A 16,811-nucleotide genomic window follows, 5' to 3' on the forward strand; every position below is an offset into this window, starting at 1 on the left:
GGGAGAACATGATGCGTGCTGTCGGGGCCGCGGAGGTCGCGCCGACGACCTACGCGTGGCAGATCAAGGCGGAGGGACTGAAGGTCCGGGTCGGCAAACGCAAGTTCGCCGTGAACGGGCTCGACCTGGATCTCGGCACGGGGGTGCACGGTCTGCTCGGCCCGAACGGGGCCGGGAAGACCACGCTGATCCGGGCACTGGCGACGGTGCTCCGGCCGGCGGAAGGCGGGCTGGCGCTGCTCGGTGAATCCGTCGGGGGGTTCACCGATCAGCGCCGCCTGCGCCGCCGTATCGGCTATCTGCCGCAGAATTTCGGTTTCTACAAGCGATTCACCGTCCGTGAGTTCGTCGAATACATCGCCTGGCTCAAGGAAATGGCAGGAGAGGACATCCCAGGCGCGGTGCAACGGTCGATCGAACGCGTCGGCCTCGCCGATCGGGCCGACGACCGGATGAAGACGCTGTCCGGCGGAATGGTGCGGCGGGTCGGGATCGCGCAGGCGATCGTCAACGATCCGGACATCCTCCTGCTGGACGAGCCGACCGCCGGACTCGATCCGGCGCAACGAGTGCGCTTCCGTGAGCTCATGCAGGAACTGGGCCGGGACGCCTGCGTCGTCGTCTCGACCCACCTCGTCGAGGACGTCGCGACGGCGTGCACCGACGTCGTCCTGTTCGAAAACGGGAAGCTGGTCTTCCAGGGCACTCCGGACGAACTGGCCGCCGCCGGGAGCGAGGAGCACGTCGGCGACAGCCCGATCGAGCGCGGCTACTCGGCGCTGCTGGGGCACGAGCCGGGGAAGGGGAACTGGTGAACACTCGCGTCCTGCGGACCGAAGCCCGCCGTTCCATCGCCCCTTGGGCCACGCTCGCGATCCTCGTCGTCGCGTTCGGCTTCCTCTACTCGTTCAGCGGTCCGTGGACGAAGCCGCCGCTCGCCTGGGACGAGCACTGGACGCACGCCGCGGAGTGGAGCCGGTTCCTGCTGGTGTTCCTGTGGCCGATCGCGATCGGCGCCGGGGTCATCCAAGGCATGCGCGACAGCCGGTCCGGCACGGTCGAACTCATGACCACCATGCCGCGTCCCGGTTGGCAGCGGGCCGCGAAACTCGCCGGCGCGCTGGGTGGTCTCCTGGCGTTGGGCTTCCTGCTGATCTTCGTCGTCGGTGGTGTTCAAGCCGCTTTCAACGGCGGGTTCTTCACCTTCGGCTGGCTGCCGATCGTCGTGGTCGGGGTGCTCGCGATGCTCGCGGGCGCCTGGTTCGGGCTCGGGATCGGCCGGTTGCTGCCGCATCCGCTGACCGCACCCGCGGTGGCCGTCGCCGCCTTCGTGGCCGTGCTCTTGTTCCAGTTCGCCGGGGCGGAGGGCAGCGTGCTGGCCGGGATCGTGCCGTTCCGCGTCTCCTTGCTGTCTCCCGCGATGGACGTCGTCAGGGATCCGTTCAAGACCACAGCGGGCTGGATGGATCTCGGGCAGGGGGTCTGGCTCGCCGGGCTGGCCGCGACCGGCTTCCTCCTGCTGGCCGCCCGCTCCAAGCGGGCGAAGTGGCTCGCCGCCGTCCCCGTCTTGGCGGCGGTCGTGATCGCCTTGCCCGTTCTTCCCGGCAGCACGGCCGAAGCCGAGGTCTCCGACCCGGCCGCGACGGAGATGGTCTGCGACGGCCCGGTCTGCGTTCCCCGCATGCTCGAAGCCGAACTGCCACGCCTCGCCGCGCCGGGCAAGGAAGCGTTGCGGTTGCTGGGAACCTTGCCGGACGCGCCGGTCAAGGTCGCGGCGCTGGACCGGCGGCTGGGCTACGACGAGGTGCCGCCGCGTGCCGCCGGCACCGTCTACGTGGATCTGGTGGACTGGTCCATCCGTTCGGTCCTGAATTCGGACGACATGACGCGGACACTGGTCGCCGGCTCCGGGACGCCGACCTGCTACAGCCTGCAAGGCGTCAACAAGTCCTTTTTGGACGAACTCGCCGCACGGTCCATCTCGGCGAGCTGGTTCCTCGGTGAATGGAAGGTGACCGGGGCCTCCTGGCTGAGCGACGACACGAAGAACGAGGTCGTGCGGAAGTGGGAGGCCTTCCGTGCTCTGCCGCCCGATGTGCAGCGAGAGCGGATCGTCGCGCAGCGGCAGGCCGGCTTGACCTGCCAAGGCAACCAGCTCGACGTTCTCCTCGGCGGCGCCCGATGAGGTGGGCGGTGCTGTACGCGCGCTCGCGCGCCATGCCCGCGTCCTTCGCGGGGCTGGCGGTGAGCATGGCCGTGATCTGGTTCCTCGCGCGGGACCGCTGGTCGGAGATCCCCGTCTCCCTGGCGCTCCTGGTGGCGATCGCGGTGACCGCCATCGGCCTCAGCGGGCAGGACACCGATCTCGACCGGACCGCCGCGATCCGCTGGGCGCCTCGCCGCGTCCTGCATCTCCTGCTGATCGGCGGCCTCGGCGCCGGTGCCGCGCTGCTGCCGCGGCTGTGGGAGGCGGAGCGGGTCCCGGTGGAGGTCATCGTGCGGAACGCGAGCGGGTTGCTCGGTCTCGCCGGGATCGCCGCGGTGCTGTTCGGCGGGGCCTTCGGGTGGACGTTGCCGCTTCTGGTGTTCATCGTGTCGTTCGTGGTCTGGGCCACCACGTCGAGCGAGGAGACCGTGCACTCGGTGGTGACTTGGCTCTTCCAGCCCGCCGGGGTGGCCGCCGCTATGTGGACCGCGGTGGTGTTCGCTGTGGCGGGCCTGGGGAGCTACGCCGTCTTCGGTAACCGCCGCTGAAGTGTCATGAAAGGGCCGTTCCTGACGTTCTTCGTCAGGAACGGCCCTTTCATGACATCCGAAGGGCTCAGACGTTCCGGTTGTGCGGAACGAGATCGAGCGGGTCGTGGTCCGGGTCGTCGACACCGAGGCTGATGATCCGAGACGGGTGGATCCGGATCACCGCGCCGTCGAAATGCCCGTCGGCCGTGCGGGCGCCGGTGAGCGCCTCGGCCCGGCCGCGGATCTCGAGGCAGCGGATCCGCGGCGGGTCCTGTGAAGGCATGTCGTCCACCACGAACGCGGCCTGCCCGTTCGCGGCCACGTTCCGGAACTTCTTGCTCTTCGCCAGTTCGTAGCCGGTGATGTCGATCGTCTTGGTCTCGGTGTTGTAGGCGTAGCCGACGGGGCTGACCTGCAGTGTGCCGTCCGGCTGCGCCGTCGCGAGCCGTCCGAGACCTTGGGTGGCGAGGTAGTCGAGTTCCGCTTCACTGAACATGAGCCCAGTGTGCGACCTCCACTTAACTGGAAGTCAAGAGAACAGGCCCTCGCCCCAGAAACCGCCTTCGCGCACACCCGGCGGCACGGCGAAATGAGCGGATCCAGTGTGCTGCAGGTACTCCATCATCGCGTCCTTCGACGACAGTGCCTGCTGCATCGGCACGAACTGCTTGCGCGTGTCCCGGTTGAAGGCGAGGAAGAACAGCCCGGCTTCGAGATGCCCGACACCGTCGGAACCGTCGACGAAGTTGTAGCCGCGCCGCAGGATCCGTGCCCCGTTCAGGTTTTCGTGCGAGGCCAGCCGGACGTGGGAGTCCTCCGGGATCAGCTTCTCGCCGCCGGCACCGCCGACCTGGAAATCGGGGGTGTCGAATTCGGCGGCCTGGCCCAGCGGCGCACCCGCGCCCTTCGACCGGCCGACGATCCCTTCCTGGCCCTTCAGCGACTCCCGGTCCCAGGTCTCGATGTGCATGCGGATCCGCCTTGCCACCAGGTACGACCCGCCGGCCATCCACGGCTGCCCGTCTTCGGCCGTCACCCACACCTGGTCGCGCAGGACGTCGGTCTCCTCGGCCTTGATGTTGCGTGTCCCGTCCTTGAACCCGAAGAGGTTCCGCGGCGTGGACTGTGCCCGCGACGTCGACGAGCTGCGGCCGAAGCCGAGCTGCGACCAGCGCACCGCGGTGACACCGAAGCCGAGCCGCACCAGGTTCCGGATGGCGTGCACCGCCACCTGCGGATCGTCCGCGCAAGCCTGGATGCAGATGTCGCCACCGCTACGCGCGGGATCGAGTTTGTCCTGCGGGAACAGGGGGAGATCGATCAACGCGGCGGGCCGTTTCGCGGCGAGCCCGAACCGGCCGTCGAACAGTGAGGGGCCGAAGCCGATCGTCAGCGTCAGCGAGGACGCCGCCAGATCGAGTGCCTCGCCGGTGTCGCTCGGCGGGGCGGCGGGGGCGCCGCCGACGGCGCCTCCCGTCCCGACCTCTTGGCCCGCGGTCATCCGCCGCGCCGCGTCCGTCCACGTGCGCAGCAGCTTGACCAGCTTTTCGCGATCCTTCGTCGTCACGTCCAGCGCGACGAAATGCAGGTTCTCCTGCACGGGAGTCACGATCCCGGCCTGGTGCTCGCCGTGGAACTCGACGACGCTCTGCGCCGCCTGCGCCGGGCTGTCCCCACCGAGGAGCTGGTTCGCGCCGAAGCCCGCCGCCGCCCCGGTCCCGACCAGGGCGGCGCCCGCCCCCGCCATACCGAACAGCTTCCGGCGGGTGACCGGGGTGTGCTCCGCGCCGGTCATTGCGCCGCGACCTCGGCGACCTTGCTCAGCGGTTCGCTCAGCGCGTCCACCGCCGACGCGAATTCCTTGACCTGGTCCTGGCTCAGCGTGGTGTACAGCTTGAAGCCGTCGCCTTCACGCTGCTTGTCCAGCAGTGCCTGCACGTTGCCGAACTCCTTGTCCAAAGTGGACACCAAGGCCGGGTCCTTCGCCTGCAGCAGCGGGCGCAGCGAGGCGATCGCGGCCTTCGACCCGTCGAGGTTGCCTTGGAAGTCCGAAAGGTCGGTGTGCGAGAACGCCTCCTCCTCACCGGTGATCTTGCCGGTGGCGATCTCGTCGAGCAGTTCCTTGGCGCCGTTGGCCAGGTCGAGCGCGTTCAGTTCGATCGACGCCGACTTGGTCACCAGCTCCTTGACGTCGGCGACGAGCTGATCGGCGATCTGCGGCGAGTCGGCCTGCAGGCCGGTCACCCAGAGATCCTTCTCCAGCCGGTGGAACCCGGTGAACTTCTGGCCCGGTTCGAGGTCGGCCTCGCGCGCGTCGATCTTCGGGTCGAGGTCGCCGAACTTCTCGGCCACCGGCTCGACCCGCTCGAAGTAGACGCGCGTGCGGGCGTACGCGGCCTTCGCCTCGTCGACCTTGCCCGCCTTCACCAGCGCGACGAACTTGGCGGTCTCCTCGTCGAGCGCCTTGGTGTTGTTCGCGACGTACTCCGCGTAGCTCTTGACCGCCTGCGCCTTCTGCGAGTTCGGGTCGTTCTGCTTCGCGCCGCCGCCGGTGACGGTGAAGTCGCCGCGGATGCCGGTGCCGGTCATACCGGGTTTGCACGCGGTCTGGTACTTGCCCGCTTCGGCGACCTCGACGATGAGCCGCCGGTTCAGCCCCGGCGCGATGTTCTCGACCTCGCCCATGATCCGGTCGCCCTCGGCGTAGAGGTAGAACTCGGTGACCTTGGTGCCCTTGTTGGTGATCTCGAAGGTCACGTTGCCCGCGTTCGCGGTGGTCACCGAGACGGCACAGGCCGAGTCGGAGGCTTCGACCTTGATCGGGCCGCCGGCCGCGGTGGGCGCTTCCTCGCCGCCACCGCAGGCGGTGAGCACGATGGCGCCGACGCCGGCGAGCGCGACGAGCGGGAATCGACGAGACACGAGGGTCACTCCTTGATCGCGGCCGCGGCGGGTGCCGTGGCCTTCTTCTTGGGCCTGAGGAACAGCGGCAGCACGATCGCCACGTAGGCGACCCAGGCGACGGCCTGCAGGACCGTCGTCTGCTGCGAGTAGTTGAAGATCCCCTTGAGCAGCGCGCCGTACCAGCTGTCCTCCGGCAGGACGGCCGAGGCGTCGAACGCGAGCGTGGTCAGCCCGGGCAGGAAGGCGGCCTCCTGCAGGTCGTGCAGGCCGTAACCGAGGACGCCCGCCGCGACGAACACCAGCAGGACACCGGTGATCGTGAAGAACTTGCCGAGGTCGAACCGGACGGCGCCGCGGTAGATCAGGTACGCCAGCACGACCGCGACGAGGATTCCCGCGCTGAAACCGATCAACGGTTCGGTCGTGCCGCCCTGCGCGGTCTGCACGGTGGAATAGAAGAACACCGCCGTCTCCAGGCCTTCGCGGCCGACGGCGAAGAACGACAGGACGAGCACCGCGACCGGGCCGACGTCGAGCGCTTCGTCGAGTTTCCCGCGCAGTTCAGCGGCGATCGTCCTCGACGCCTTGCGCATCCAGAAGATCATCGCCGTCACGAAACCGACCGCGACGATCGACAGCGTGCCGCCGAGCAGCTCCTGCTGTTCGAAGGTCAGCTGGGCGGTGGAGTAGGTGAGGATCGCGCCGACCCCGACCGACAGCGCGACCGCGACGCCGACCCCGAGCCAGACCCAGCGCAGCGCGTGCCGTCGTTCGGTCTTGACCAGGAACGCGACGAGGATGCTGACGACGAGGGCCGCTTCGAGGCCTTCACGCAGGCCGATGAGCGCACTCGCGAACCACACGTCGTTCTCCCTGGTCGTGCCGACTGAACCTCCTGGTTTTAGGTAAGGCTTCCCTGAAAGTCCAGGGGGAGTGACACGGTCCAGAACTGGACGAAACGCTTGAAGAGACCTTGATCGGACGGAGTGTTTTGAAGCATTCCCAGGTCAGCGTGAACTCGGTGCTTCAGATAACGAATCGGCCGCCGAGGACCGGTTACCGATTCGCTTTACCGTCAGTTGGCTTCGTAAGCCGAATGGGTCATCGCCCGGAAGTGTGGCGAAGTAACCTGTCCGGGTGGCCGAAACCGCCCAGAGCACCGACGCCCCGGAGCATCCAGCGCGCCCTCTGCCGCCGTACGTCCCCAGGCTCGCCTTCGCGGGCGGGCTCGTGCTCACGGGCGTGGTGCTGATCATGACGGTCGGGGTGAACCGGCCTGCCGGTGAGGAACCGCCTCCGGCACCTCAGCCTCAGCCCGCGCTCGCCGTTCCCGACCAGAAGCCGCAGCCCGGGGCGGCGACGCCGCGGGCCGGGCTCGCCGCACCGCCCGACCGGCCCACCGTTTCCGACGCGGCCGAATTGGAGACTTGGGCGAAGCGCGTGGCCGCGAAGACCCGGCTCTCCGTCGCCGATCTGTCCGCCTACGGCCGGGCCGAGATGTGGCTGCGGCGGCAGAAGCCGGGCTGTCATCTCTCGTGGGCGACCCTCGCCGGCATCTCCCACGTCGAGACGGCGCAGGGCAGGCCCGGCCCGATCACGCTCGCGCCCGAGATCTGGGCCAAGCACTCCGCCCGGGCCAGGAGCGACGGCAAGCAGCCGGATCCGAAGGACCTCGACGACGCCGCCTTCGCCACCGCCCGCTACCTCTGCGCCGCCGGCGACGACGTCGCCACCCCGGACGGCTGGTGGAAGTCGATGCGGGTGTTCAACCCCGCGGTGCCCTACGTCCAGGAAGTCTTCAGCGCGGCCGACACCTACGCGGACGCCAGCGTCGCGCCCTGATCTTCGAGCACCAGATCGAAGTTGAGCGCCGTCGCCATCCGGTAGGCGTCGCCCGCCGCGACGACGAGCTGCGCCATCGGATCGACGACGTTCCCCGCCGCCCAGACACCGTCGACGTTCGTGCGGCCCTGCGCGTCCACCGCGATCGAGCCGCTTTCGGTACGGGCGCAGCCGACCTGGGCGAGCAGCCGGTCGTGCGGGGCGAACTTCGGGCCGACGAACACGACGTCGCGTTCGACGAATTCGCCGTCGACGAGCCGGACGCCGGTCAACCGGTCGTTTTCGACGGCGAGCTCGGACACCTTCCCGTCGACGATCCGGATGCCCAGCCCGGTCAGTTTCGCCCGGTCTTCGGCCGAGAGCTGCTGTGTATGCGTGAAGAAGGTCAGGTCCTTGCTCCATTGCCAGACGATCAGCGCCTGGTGGACCGCCTTTTCGGACGTGGCGAGCACGCCGAACCGCTGATCGCGCACTTCCCAGCCGTGGCAGTACGGGCAGTGCAGCACGTCGGCGCCGAAGCGCTCCGCGACGCCGGGGACGTCCGGCAGTTCGTCGGCCAGCCCGGTGGCCACCACGATCCGCCGTCCGCCGACGACCCGCCCGCTCGCCAGTTCCACCGCCTTGTCGTGCCGCAGCCGGTGGACGACGTCTTCGATGATCTCGACGCCGTACGCGCGGACTTCGTCACGGCCTATCTCCAGTAGTTCTTTGGGCGGGATGCCGTCCCTGGTCAGGAAACCGTGTGCGTGCGCGGCGGGCGCGTTGCGCGGGGTGCCGCCGTCGATCACGACCACGTCGCGTCGCGCCCTGCCCAGCACCAAAGCCGCGCTGAGCCCCGCGACGCCACCACCGATGATCACCACGTCGAATTTTTCGTTCATGGTCCCGAGCATCCGGATCTCCGCGAAAGTTGGCAAAGTTCATTGCCGATTTGGCAAACTGAAGGCATGGAGGACATCGAACGGCGGCTCGCCGAGGTCGGCCCGAAGCTCAAGGCCCTTCGCAAGGAACGCGGCACCACCCTCTCCGCACTTTCGGAGGCGACGGGGATCTCCGCCAGCACGCTCTCGCGGCTCGAATCGGGCACGCGGAAGGCCACGCTGGAGCTGTTGCTCACGCTGTCGGCGGCGCATCAGGTCCCGCTCGACGAACTGGTCGGCGAACCCGAACCCGCCGATCCGCGGGTCCGGATGAAGGCGCAGAAGTTCGGCCGGTTCACCGCGTGGGCGCTGACCGCGCAGCCCGGCCAGCCGCAGGCGTTCAAACTGCTGATCCCGGTCGAGGACATCGAGCCCGTGCAGCGCACCCACGAGGGCTACGAATGGATGTACGTCCTCAGTGGACGGTTGCGGGCGCTGCTCGGCGATCGCGATTTCACGATGGGCCCCGGCGAGGCCGCGGAGTTCGACACGCGGGTGCCGCACTGGTTCGGCAGCGCCGGTCCGGGGCCGGTGGAGCTGCTGGTGCTGTTCGGCAAGCAGGGCGAACGGGCGCATCTGCGGGCCAGGTCGAAATGAGAGCAAAGGTCCCTTGCTCCCCGGCGGCTCAGTCGCGCAACGCGATCCGCGCGCTGACCTCGCTGATCGCTTCCAGATACTCCGGGATCGGATGCATCGCCGACGCTATCCGCATCTGCGCGAGCGCCTCGGTCAACCGGCCGAGGCGCTGGAGGGTCCGTCCGAGTACGAACCGCGCGTAATGATCGGTGGGATCCAGCTCCAGCACCCGGGTGAAGGCACGCTCGGCCCGCCGCAACTGTGCGGAGTGGAAGTACGCGCGGCCCGCCAGCAACTGAACACTCGGTTTGTCGGTTTCGTGTTCCAGTAAGGGCTCGAGTGCCTTGAGCGCGTCGAGCGGCCTGCGGCTTTCGACCAGCGCCTCCGCCTGACGGAAGGCGCGGAACCGTGACTCACCGGACGGGTCCGGGCCGGGTTCTGGGGCGGGTTCGGCATCCATCATGGTCCGCTCCACGATACGCCTGGGCAGGGCCGATCTCGACTGCTGAAACGGTCATGGTGGACTGTCCTGCCATGAGCAGTACCGAAGCGGATAGGCCCGAAAACGAGCCCGGGTACCTCGGGCTCGCGCCGTACCTCTACTACGCCGACGCCACCGAGGCGGTCGCGTGGCTGGTCAGAGTGTTCGGGTTCACCGAGGAAGTGCGCTTCGCCGACGGCTCCGGAGAGGTGTTCCAGGCCACGTTGTGCGCCGGTCCGGCCAAGATCCAGCTGGCCGGTGTCGGCCCCGAGTACTGGCAGGCCAAGGGCGTCGACGGCCCGGTCGGGCAGCTGAACATCGTCTACGTCGCCGACGCCGACGCGCAGTACGAGCGGGTTCGCGCCGCGCTGGGCGACGACGCCGACATCGACGCGCCCCAGGACCAGCCGTATGGCGCCCGCGTGTTCACCGTCTCCGACATCGGCGGCAACAGCTGGACCTTCTGGCAGCAGTTCTCCGACACGGTCGAGCTCCCGTCGGGCTGGAAGGAAGTCCGGGCGGACGAACCGGCCATGGAGTAGGTACTGCGGAGCGACGCTCCTCCGTTGAGGGTGGCGGTGGGGAGGAAGGTCGGAAGGTCTGGTCAGGCGCGATGTGGCGCGTGCCTCCAACGGGTGAACTGCGGTGACGGCTAGGCTGGGCCCGGTCACCGCAGGCACAACCCACATGAGGAGCATGGCGTGGCGCTCATCGAGCAGGTAGGCGCTCGCGAGATTCTGGACTCGCGAGGCAACCCGACGGTCGAAGTGGAGGTGGCTCTCGACGACGGCACGCTGGCGCGGGCCGCGGTCCCCTCGGGTGCGTCCACCGGCGAACACGAAGCCGTCGAGCTGCGTGACGGCGACACCGGCCGGTACAACGGCAAGGGTGTCGAGCGCGCGGTCGCGGCCGTCCTGGACGAGATCGGCCCGGACCTGGTCGGCACCGACGCCGTCGACCAGCGCATCGTCGACCAGAAGCTGGTCGACCTCGACGGCACGCCGGCGAAGTCCCGCCTCGGCGCGAACGCCATCCTCGGTGTTTCGCTCGCCGTCGCGAAGGCCGCCGCGGAGTCGGCCGAGCTGGAGCTCTTCCGCTACCTCGGCGGGCCGAACGCGCACGTGCTGCCGGTGCCGATGCTGAACATCCTCAACGGTGGCGCGCACGCCGACACCGATGTCGACATCCAGGAATTCATGATCGCGCCGATCGGCGCCGAGTCGTTCCGCGAGGCCCTGCGCTGGGGCACCGAGGTCTACCACTCGCTGAAGTCGGTCCTGAAGGGCCGCGGCCTGGCGACCGGCCTCGGTGACGAAGGCGGCTTCGCGCCCAGCCTGAAGAACAACCGCGAAGCGCTCGACCTGATCCTTCAGGCGATCGAGAAGGCCGGGTACGCCCCGGGCCGCGACGTCGCGCTCGCGCTCGACGTCGCCGCGACGGAGTTCTTCTCCGACGGCGCGTACACGTTCGAAGGCGCGAAGAAGAGCGCCGAGCAGATGTCCGCCTACTACGGCGAGCTCGTCCGCGACTACCCGCTCGTGTCCATCGAGGACCCGCTGAGCGAGGACGACTGGGACGGCTGGGTCCAGCTGACCACCGAGATCGGCGAGAAGGTCCAGCTGGTCGGCGACGACCTGTTCGTCACCAACCCGGACCGCCTCGAGGAGGGCATCACCCGCCGCGCCGCCAACGCGCTGCTGGTGAAGGTCAACCAGATCGGCACCCTGTCGGAGACCCTCGACGCGATCTCGCTGGCCACCTCCTACGGCTACAAGTCGATGATGAGCCACCGGTCCGGCGAGACCGAGGACACCTTCATCGCCGACCTCGCCGTCGCGACCGGTGTCGGCCAGATCAAGACCGGCGCCCCGGCGCGCGGCGAGCGGATCGCCAAGTACAACCAGCTGCTCCGCATCGAGGAGACCCTCGCCGACGCGGCTCGCTATGCCGGCGACCTCGCGTTCCCGCGGTTCAGCGCCGAGGGATAACGAACGATGGCGGACCGGGGGAGGGCGCGGACGACCCGTCGTAGCGGGCGCGCGAGCGGTGGTGGCTCCAGCAGGGGCCGCCGGCCGGAGCGTGCCCGTCGCACGACGACGACGGAGGTCCGCGCCCGAACCCGGCTGCGCCGCAGCCTGGCGGCGAAACGGGCATCGGGTGCCGCGAAGGTGCTCGGCATGTCCACCACCCGCCGGGCCGCGGTGGTGGCGATCGTGGTGTGCGCGCTCGCGTTCACCATCGCCGTCCCGCTGCGCACGTACCTCAGCCAGAAGTCCGAGGTGAACGAACAGCAGCAGCTGCAGTCCGAACTGCAGCGCAGTGTCACCCAGCTGGAAGGCCGCAAGGCCGAGCTGAGCGATCCCGCGCAGATCGAGGCCGAGGCCCGCAAGCGGTTCGGTTTCGTGAAACCCGGCGAGACGCCGTACATCGTGCAGCTCCCGGAGGACAAGGCCCCCGAGCAGGGACAGCCGCAAGGTCAGCAGCCGGTGCCCGCGGGCTCCTGGTACGAGAAGCTGTGGGATCAGGTCGCGGGCGGCTGAAGCGCTCCCTTTAGCCTTATGGGTGTGAACAGCACGGAAAAGTCTTCCTTCGAGCCTGTGACCGACGCCGACCGCGAGATCATCGCGGAACAGCTCGGCCGGGCACCCCGTGCGCTGCGCGCCGTCGCCGCGCGCTGCCCGAGCGGCCACCCGTCGGTCGTGCAGACCAGCCCCCGCCTCGACGACGGCACGCCGTTCCCCACGCTCTACTACTTGACCTGCCCGAAGCTGACGTCGATGGTCGGCACGCTCGAAGCGTCCGGGCTGATGAAGGAGATGACCGACCGGCTCGCGGAGGACCCCGAGCTGGCCGCCGCCTACCAGCGGACCCACGAGAGCTACCTCGCCGAACGCGACGCCATCGACTCGCTCGGGCACGAGGTCAGCGCGGGCGGGATGCCCGGCCGCGTCAAATGCCTGCACGTCCACCTCGCGCACACGCTAGCCGTCGGCCCCGGCGTGAACCCGTTCGGCGACGAAACCCTCGCGTTGCTGAAGGCGAACGGATGGCCATCGGGCGACTGCCAGGGGTAACACCGGCCGCTGGTGTACAGATAGTTCCTCCAGGCGGGTTAATTCACCCGATGCCGGCCAACTGGTCGTCCTCAATGGGGTGAAACCGGTCACCGCATGCGGCAGGCTGTGTACCAGTCGTGGGTTTGCCGGGGTGGACGTACCGGATCGCCGAGTCGTGATCCGTCGGGAGGGGTTCAGGGGTATGCGCGTGAGGCAGGTGCCAGGCGCGGTCTCCGGTCATGTCCGGAGACTCTGTCTCCGGCACCGCACGATCGCCGCGGTGACCGGAGGTGTCCTCGCCATCGTCCCGGCCGGCGCCGCGGTCGTCGGTACCGGCAGCTGGGCCGCGACCGCGAGCACGGTCCATACCGACAACGTCGCCCTCGTCGGCGGCTACGACCCCAAGAACCCGCTGGTCCAGCAGATCGGTGTCGACGGCAGCCTGCCGAACGCGCCGACCCCGCTCCCGCTCCCCGCGGACGAACTTCCCAACGGACCGCTCGGCATCCCGGTCACCGCGCTCGCCGCGTACCGCAACGCCGCCGACATCCTCATCGCCGAACAGCCCGGCTGCCACATCGACTGGGCGCTGATCGCGAGTATCGGCCGCATCGAGTCCAACCACGCGCGCGGCGGTTACGTCGACGCGAAGGGCAACACTCTCGAACCGATCCTCGGCCCGCAGCTCAACGGCGCCGGCCCGTTCGCGGCCATCCCGGACACCGACGGCGGCAAATTCGACGGTGACACGGTCTGGGATCGCGCCGTCGGCCCGACGCAGTTCATCCCGTCGACCTGGGCCCGCTACGCCTCCGACGGCAACGGCGACGGCGAATCCAATCCGAACAACATCTTCGACGCGGCGCTGGGCACGGGCCGGTACCTGTGCTCCGGCGGCCTCGATCTGTCGAAACCGGATCAGTTGCGCGCGGCCGTGTTCCGCTACAACAACTCGGACACCTACGTGAACACCGTGCTGATCTGGGCCGAGGCCTACCGCACGGGGGTGCTGCCGACGCCGGACAGCAAGGTGCCCATCGGCGCGCCGAACGCCGGTGCCGCTCCGCCGCCCGTGTCGGTGCCGCCGCCTCCGGTGCCGTCGACACCACCCGGTTCGGCGACGCCGCCGCCGTCGACCTCGCTGCCGCCGAGCAATTCGGGTTCGTCGTCGAAATCGTCGTCGACGACCCCGAAGCTGCCGGCTTGCCCGACGGTCACCGTGACGGAGACGCAGTCGTCGTCGACCTCGAACACGAGCACGAGTCCGACGACCACGACATCGACGCCGACTTCGCCGCCGACCTGTTCCTCGCCGACGACGACCACGACCACGGTGTCGTCGACGAGCAAAGCCGTCAACCCCACTTGATCGGCGTTGTCTAAGCTCGGGGCATGCCTCGTGTTGCCGCGATCGACTGTGGGACCAACTCCATCCGCCTGCTCGTCGCCGAGCTGACCCCCCGCCACGACGGGACGGTCGACCTGCGCGACCTGCACCGTGAGATGCGGATCGTCCGCCTCGGCCAGGGTGTGGACGCCACCGGCAAACTGGCGCCCGAGGCGCTCGAGCGCACCCGCAAGGCGCTGGCCGATTACACGATCGCCGCGCGCCGCAAGGGTGTCGAGAAGGTCCGCATGGTCGCGACGTCCGCGACCCGTGACGCGAGCAACCGCGACGAGTTCTTCGCGATGACGCGCGAGGTGCTCGGCACCGAGGCCGAGGTCATCAGCGGCGACGAAGAGGCGCGCCTGTCCTTCACCGGCGCCGTCGGCGAGCAGGATCCCGACGACGGTCCCTTCGTGGTGGTCGACGTCGGCGGCGGTTCGACCGAACTCGTGGTCGGCACCTGGGACGGCCGTCAGGCCGAGGTCATCGCGGCCAAGTCGGTCGACATCGGCTGTGTGCGGATCACCGAACGCGCGCTGAAGTCGGACCCGCCGACCGCGGCCGAAATCGCCGAAGCCCGCGAGCTGGCCGCGAAGGTGCTCACCGAGGCCTTCGACGTCGTGGACGTGTCCACCGCCAAGACGTGGATCGGCGTCGCCGGGACGGTCACGACCCTGACCGCCGTGGCGCAGGGCCTGTCGGAGTACGACTCCGAGCGCACGCACCTTTCGAAGCTCTCCCACGCCGACATCGACCGGGTCGCGCAGTCGCTTCTCACGGCCGACCACGCCACCCGCGCCGCGAACCCGGTGATCCACCCGGGCCGGGTCGACGTGATCGGCGGCGGCTCGGTGATCGTGCAGGTGCTGGCGGAGCAGTTCGCCACGCGCGGTGGTCCCGGCGAGCTGGTGATCTCCGAGCACGACATCCTCGACGGGATCGCGCTGTCCTTGGCTTGACAGCCGGGTTTTCTCTTACGTGAAGCCATTTCTTTAGGTGATCAAGTGGTGACCTCCAGCCAGGATTGGGCCATTCGGCGCAGCGCCGTTCCTACCAACGTTGTGCTCTAACCGGGTGGTCCGGGAGACCGTCACACATTTGCAACACCAACGCACTGTGATCGCCTTCACCTGTCCCATAGCGTCGTCTCACCTTCTGGGCGGTAGGGCGCGACCAGTGCCCGCCGACAATCCGACGACGAGAGTTGGAGGGGACATGCGGGCTTCACGCGGGTTCTGGGGAGCGACGGCGGTGGTGGCCACGGCGGCCCTGCTGCTGACGGCCTGTGGGGGTGGTGGGTCCGGTGAGAACAAGGGATCCGGCGCCACCGACGCCAACGCGTCGGTTTCGGTCTACGGCACCGAGCCGGAGAACTCGCTGATTCCCGCCAACACCAACGAGCTCGGCGGGTCCAAGGCCCTCAAGCCGGTCTTCTCGGCGCTGGTCGGCTACAAATCCGACACCGCCGAGCCGTACAACCTGATGGCCGAATCGATCAACACGACCGATTCCAAGGTCTTCGACATCAAGATCAAAAAGGGCTGGAAGTTCCACGACGGGACCGAGGTCAAGGCCAAGAACTTCGTCGACGCCTGGAACTACAGCGCGAACGGCAAGAACGGCATGCAGAACGCGTCGTTCTTCGAGCAGATCCAGGGCTACGACGAGATCAGCGCCAAGGAACCGGCCGTCAAGGAGATGTCCGGGCTCAAGGTCGTGAACGACTACGAGTTCCAGGTCACCCTCAAGGGCCCGTTCTCGGTGTTCGCCACCAAGATCGGTTACCTCGCCTTCGCGCCGCTGCCGGACAAGTTCTTCGCCGACCCGGAGGCGTTCGCCAAGGCCCCAATCGGCAACGGCCCGCTGAAGTTCGTTTCGCGCACGCCCAACCAGAACATGAAGCTCACGCGGTACGACGAGTACCAGGGCGAGGACAAGGTCAAGTTCAAGGACCTGGAAGTCCGCATCTACACCAGCCAGGAGACCGCGTACCAGGATCTGCTGAGCAACCGCCTCGACTTCATGGAGGCGCTCCCGCCCGCGGCGAAGGCCGGCGGCAAGTACAAGACCGACCTCGGTGAGCGTCTGGTCGAAGGGAAGCTGCTCGGCATCAGCGCGCTCGCCCTTCCGTACTACGTCCCGGGTTACAACAACCTCGACCTGCGCAAGGCGATCTCGCTGGCCATCGACCGCGAGCAGATCGTCAAGACCGTCATGAACGACACCTACGCGCCCGCCGACGGCTACGTGTCGCGCGGTATCGAGGGCTACCGGCCCGGTGTCTGCGGTGAGTTCTGCAAGTTCGATCCGGTGAAGGCCAAGGAGTTCTTCGCGAAGTCCGGGTTCACCGGCAAGCTGACCATCGCCTCGAACGCCGACGGTGGCCGCAAGGAGCCGCTGGTCGCGGCGTGCAACAGCATCAAGAACGCGCTCGGCGTCGAATGCGACTTCGTGCCGGCGACCGACTTCGGGCAGTGGCGCAGCATCGTCAACAACCGCCAGCTGACCGGCATGGGCCGCTCCGACTGGTCCGCCGACTACCCGTCGATCGAGAACTACCTGAACCCGCGCTACAAGAGCACCGGTTCGTCGAACGACTCCACGTACAACAACCCGGCCGTCGACGCGCTGCTGACCCAGGCGGACCAGACCGCCGACAAGGCGGCCGCGATCAAGCTGTACCAGCAGGCCGAGGACCTGATCGCGAAGGATCTGCCGCAGATCCCCGTGTGGGAAGAGAAGGGTGTCGGCGGCAAGTCGAACCGGCTCAAGGTCGCGAAGCTCGACTTCGGTCGTCTCGCGGACTACTCGTCCATCGAGGTCGCGGCGAAGTAATCGCGTGGTCGTGCCGGCCGGGAGCGCGCCGCTCCCGGCCGGCCGGACCCACGGCTCCCACCACGCGATCCCCA

General features: G+C 68.5%; 18 protein-coding genes. 12 read left to right on the plus strand and 6 right to left on the minus strand.

Annotated features, from left to right (window positions below):
- The first annotated feature begins 11 nt into the window (after positions 1–11).
- The 3 genes from ACSMFO_RS10075 to ACSMFO_RS10085 are packed head-to-tail and all read left to right on the plus strand — an operon-like array spanning position 12 to position 2,754.
- Positions 12–815: an ABC transporter ATP-binding protein gene (locus tag ACSMFO_RS10075; protein ID WP_436458351.1), complete on the plus strand. Its 804-nt coding sequence runs from the start codon at positions 12–14 to the stop codon at positions 813–815.
- Positions 812–2,185, plus strand: coding sequence for a hypothetical protein (locus ACSMFO_RS10080; RefSeq protein WP_436458209.1), 1,374 nt, complete (start codon positions 812–814; stop codon positions 2,183–2,185). The genes ACSMFO_RS10075 and ACSMFO_RS10080 overlap by 4 nt, the downstream gene beginning before the upstream one ends.
- 8 nt (positions 2,186–2,193) lie before the next feature.
- Positions 2,194–2,754, plus strand: coding sequence for a hypothetical protein (locus ACSMFO_RS10085; protein WP_436458210.1), 561 nt, complete (start codon positions 2,194–2,196; stop codon positions 2,752–2,754).
- A 67-nt stretch (positions 2,755–2,821) separates the two neighbouring features.
- Here ACSMFO_RS10085 and ACSMFO_RS10090 read toward each other — a convergent pair whose 3' ends face one another.
- Genes ACSMFO_RS10090 through efeU form a run of 4 tightly spaced genes read right to left on the minus strand, consistent with a single transcriptional unit; the run spans position 2,822 to position 6,503 of the window.
- Positions 2,822–3,232, minus strand: coding sequence for a PPOX class F420-dependent oxidoreductase (locus ACSMFO_RS10090; RefSeq protein WP_038508268.1), 411 nt, complete (start codon positions 3,230–3,232; stop codon positions 2,822–2,824).
- A gap of 33 nt (positions 3,233–3,265) precedes the next feature.
- Complete coding sequence (efeB, locus tag ACSMFO_RS10095; protein WP_436458212.1) at positions 3,266–4,531, minus strand: iron uptake transporter deferrochelatase/peroxidase subunit; 1,266 nt, start codon at positions 4,529–4,531, stop codon at positions 3,266–3,268.
- A complete protein-coding gene (gene efeO / locus ACSMFO_RS10100; protein ID WP_436458214.1) occupies positions 4,528–5,658 on the minus strand; it encodes an iron uptake system protein EfeO in 1,131 nt (376 codons plus the stop codon). Before efeO ends, efeB begins: the two co-directional genes overlap by 4 nt.
- A 5-nt stretch (positions 5,659–5,663) precedes the next feature.
- A complete protein-coding gene (efeU, locus tag ACSMFO_RS10105) occupies positions 5,664–6,503 on the minus strand; it encodes an iron uptake transporter permease EfeU (RefSeq protein ID WP_037340711.1) in 840 nt (279 codons plus the stop codon).
- 274 nt (positions 6,504–6,777) lie between these two features.
- Here efeU and ACSMFO_RS10110 point away from each other — a divergent pair, with 274 nt between their 5' ends.
- The gene (locus ACSMFO_RS10110; protein WP_038508274.1) at positions 6,778–7,482 is read left to right on the plus strand and encodes a murein transglycosylase; all 705 of its coding nucleotides are present in this window, start codon (positions 6,778–6,780) and stop codon (positions 7,480–7,482) included.
- Here ACSMFO_RS10110 and ACSMFO_RS10115 read toward each other — a convergent pair.
- The gene (locus tag ACSMFO_RS10115; protein ID WP_436458216.1) at positions 7,455–8,363 is read right to left on the minus strand and encodes an NAD(P)/FAD-dependent oxidoreductase; all 909 of its coding nucleotides are present in this window, start codon (positions 8,361–8,363) and stop codon (positions 7,455–7,457) included. The genes ACSMFO_RS10110 and ACSMFO_RS10115 overlap by 28 nt on opposite strands.
- Positions 8,364–8,429: 66 nt before the next feature.
- Between ACSMFO_RS10115 and ACSMFO_RS10120 the strand changes: the two genes are divergently transcribed.
- Positions 8,430–8,999 (plus strand): helix-turn-helix domain-containing protein, encoded by a 570-nt coding sequence (locus ACSMFO_RS10120; RefSeq protein WP_007028810.1) that lies wholly within the window; start codon positions 8,430–8,432, stop codon positions 8,997–8,999.
- A gap of 28 nt (positions 9,000–9,027) precedes the next feature.
- Here the strand turns inward: ACSMFO_RS10120 and ACSMFO_RS10125 are convergent, their stop codons facing one another.
- The gene (locus ACSMFO_RS10125; protein WP_016337278.1) at positions 9,028–9,441 is read right to left on the minus strand and encodes a tetratricopeptide repeat protein; all 414 of its coding nucleotides are present in this window, start codon (positions 9,439–9,441) and stop codon (positions 9,028–9,030) included.
- 71 nt (positions 9,442–9,512) lie between these two features.
- Here ACSMFO_RS10125 and ACSMFO_RS10130 point away from each other — a divergent pair, with 71 nt between their 5' ends.
- The 7 genes from ACSMFO_RS10130 (at position 9,513) to ACSMFO_RS10160 (ending at position 16,737) form a co-directional block, all read left to right on the plus strand.
- Positions 9,513–10,001 carry a VOC family protein gene (locus ACSMFO_RS10130; RefSeq protein WP_038508279.1) on the plus strand — a complete coding sequence of 163 codons (489 nt, stop codon included), beginning with the start codon at positions 9,513–9,515 and terminating at the stop codon, positions 9,999–10,001.
- A 159-nt stretch (positions 10,002–10,160) separates the two neighbouring features.
- Positions 10,161–11,447, plus strand: a complete 1,287-nt coding sequence (gene eno / locus ACSMFO_RS10135; RefSeq protein WP_038508280.1) for a phosphopyruvate hydratase — start codon at positions 10,161–10,163, stop codon at positions 11,445–11,447.
- Between the two features lie 189 nt (positions 11,448–11,636).
- Positions 11,637–11,999, plus strand: a complete 363-nt coding sequence (locus ACSMFO_RS10140) for an FtsB family cell division protein (RefSeq protein WP_123799156.1) — start codon at positions 11,637–11,639, stop codon at positions 11,997–11,999.
- A gap of 18 nt (positions 12,000–12,017) precedes the next feature.
- Positions 12,018–12,533: a DUF501 domain-containing protein gene (locus ACSMFO_RS10145; RefSeq protein ID WP_436458219.1), complete on the plus strand. Its 516-nt coding sequence runs from the start codon at positions 12,018–12,020 to the stop codon at positions 12,531–12,533.
- Between the two features lie 184 nt (positions 12,534–12,717).
- Complete coding sequence (locus tag ACSMFO_RS10150; protein ID WP_436458221.1) at positions 12,718–13,884, plus strand: lytic transglycosylase domain-containing protein; 1,167 nt, start codon at positions 12,718–12,720, stop codon at positions 13,882–13,884.
- Between the two features lie 23 nt (positions 13,885–13,907).
- Positions 13,908–14,861 carry a Ppx/GppA phosphatase family protein gene (locus ACSMFO_RS10155; RefSeq protein ID WP_126736443.1) on the plus strand — a complete coding sequence of 318 codons (954 nt, stop codon included), beginning with the start codon at positions 13,908–13,910 and terminating at the stop codon, positions 14,859–14,861.
- A 256-nt stretch (positions 14,862–15,117) separates the two neighbouring features.
- Positions 15,118–16,737, plus strand: coding sequence for a peptide ABC transporter substrate-binding protein (locus ACSMFO_RS10160; protein ID WP_016337271.1), 1,620 nt, complete (start codon positions 15,118–15,120; stop codon positions 16,735–16,737).
- Positions 16,738–16,811 lie beyond the last annotated feature (74 nt).

The organism is Amycolatopsis sp. w19 (assembly GCF_051373225.1).
In the GTDB taxonomy this organism is placed as follows: Bacteria; Actinomycetota; Actinomycetes; order Mycobacteriales; family Pseudonocardiaceae; genus Amycolatopsis; species Amycolatopsis japonica.

Excerpts from the sequence above, each read along its gene's own strand:
- efeB (WP_436458212.1), bottom strand. The coding sequence starts at position 4,531 with ATGACCGGCGCGGAGCACACCCCGGTCACCCGCCGGAAGCTGTTCGGT.
- ACSMFO_RS10125 (WP_016337278.1), bottom strand. The coding sequence starts at position 9,441 with ATGATGGATGCCGAACCCGCCCCAGAACCCGGCCCGGACCCGTCCGGT.
- ACSMFO_RS10120 (WP_007028810.1), top strand. The coding sequence starts at position 8,430 with ATGGAGGACATCGAACGGCGGCTCGCCGAGGTCGGCCCGAAGCTCAAG.
- ACSMFO_RS10075 (WP_436458351.1), top strand. The coding sequence starts at position 12 with ATGCGTGCTGTCGGGGCCGCGGAGGTCGCGCCGACGACCTACGCGTGG.
- ACSMFO_RS10140 (WP_123799156.1), top strand. The coding sequence starts at position 11,637 with ATGTCCACCACCCGCCGGGCCGCGGTGGTGGCGATCGTGGTGTGCGCG.
- ACSMFO_RS10090 (WP_038508268.1), bottom strand. The coding sequence starts at position 3,232 with ATGTTCAGTGAAGCGGAACTCGACTACCTCGCCACCCAAGGTCTCGGA.
- ACSMFO_RS10145 (WP_436458219.1), top strand. The coding sequence starts at position 12,018 with ATGGGTGTGAACAGCACGGAAAAGTCTTCCTTCGAGCCTGTGACCGAC.
- ACSMFO_RS10155 (WP_126736443.1), top strand. The coding sequence starts at position 13,908 with ATGCCTCGTGTTGCCGCGATCGACTGTGGGACCAACTCCATCCGCCTG.
- ACSMFO_RS10150 (WP_436458221.1), top strand. The coding sequence starts at position 12,718 with ATGCGCGTGAGGCAGGTGCCAGGCGCGGTCTCCGGTCATGTCCGGAGA.
- ACSMFO_RS10130 (WP_038508279.1), top strand. The coding sequence starts at position 9,513 with ATGAGCAGTACCGAAGCGGATAGGCCCGAAAACGAGCCCGGGTACCTC.
- ACSMFO_RS10160 (WP_016337271.1), top strand. The coding sequence starts at position 15,118 with ATGCGGGCTTCACGCGGGTTCTGGGGAGCGACGGCGGTGGTGGCCACG.
- ACSMFO_RS10115 (WP_436458216.1), bottom strand. The coding sequence starts at position 8,363 with ATGAACGAAAAATTCGACGTGGTGATCATCGGTGGTGGCGTCGCGGGG.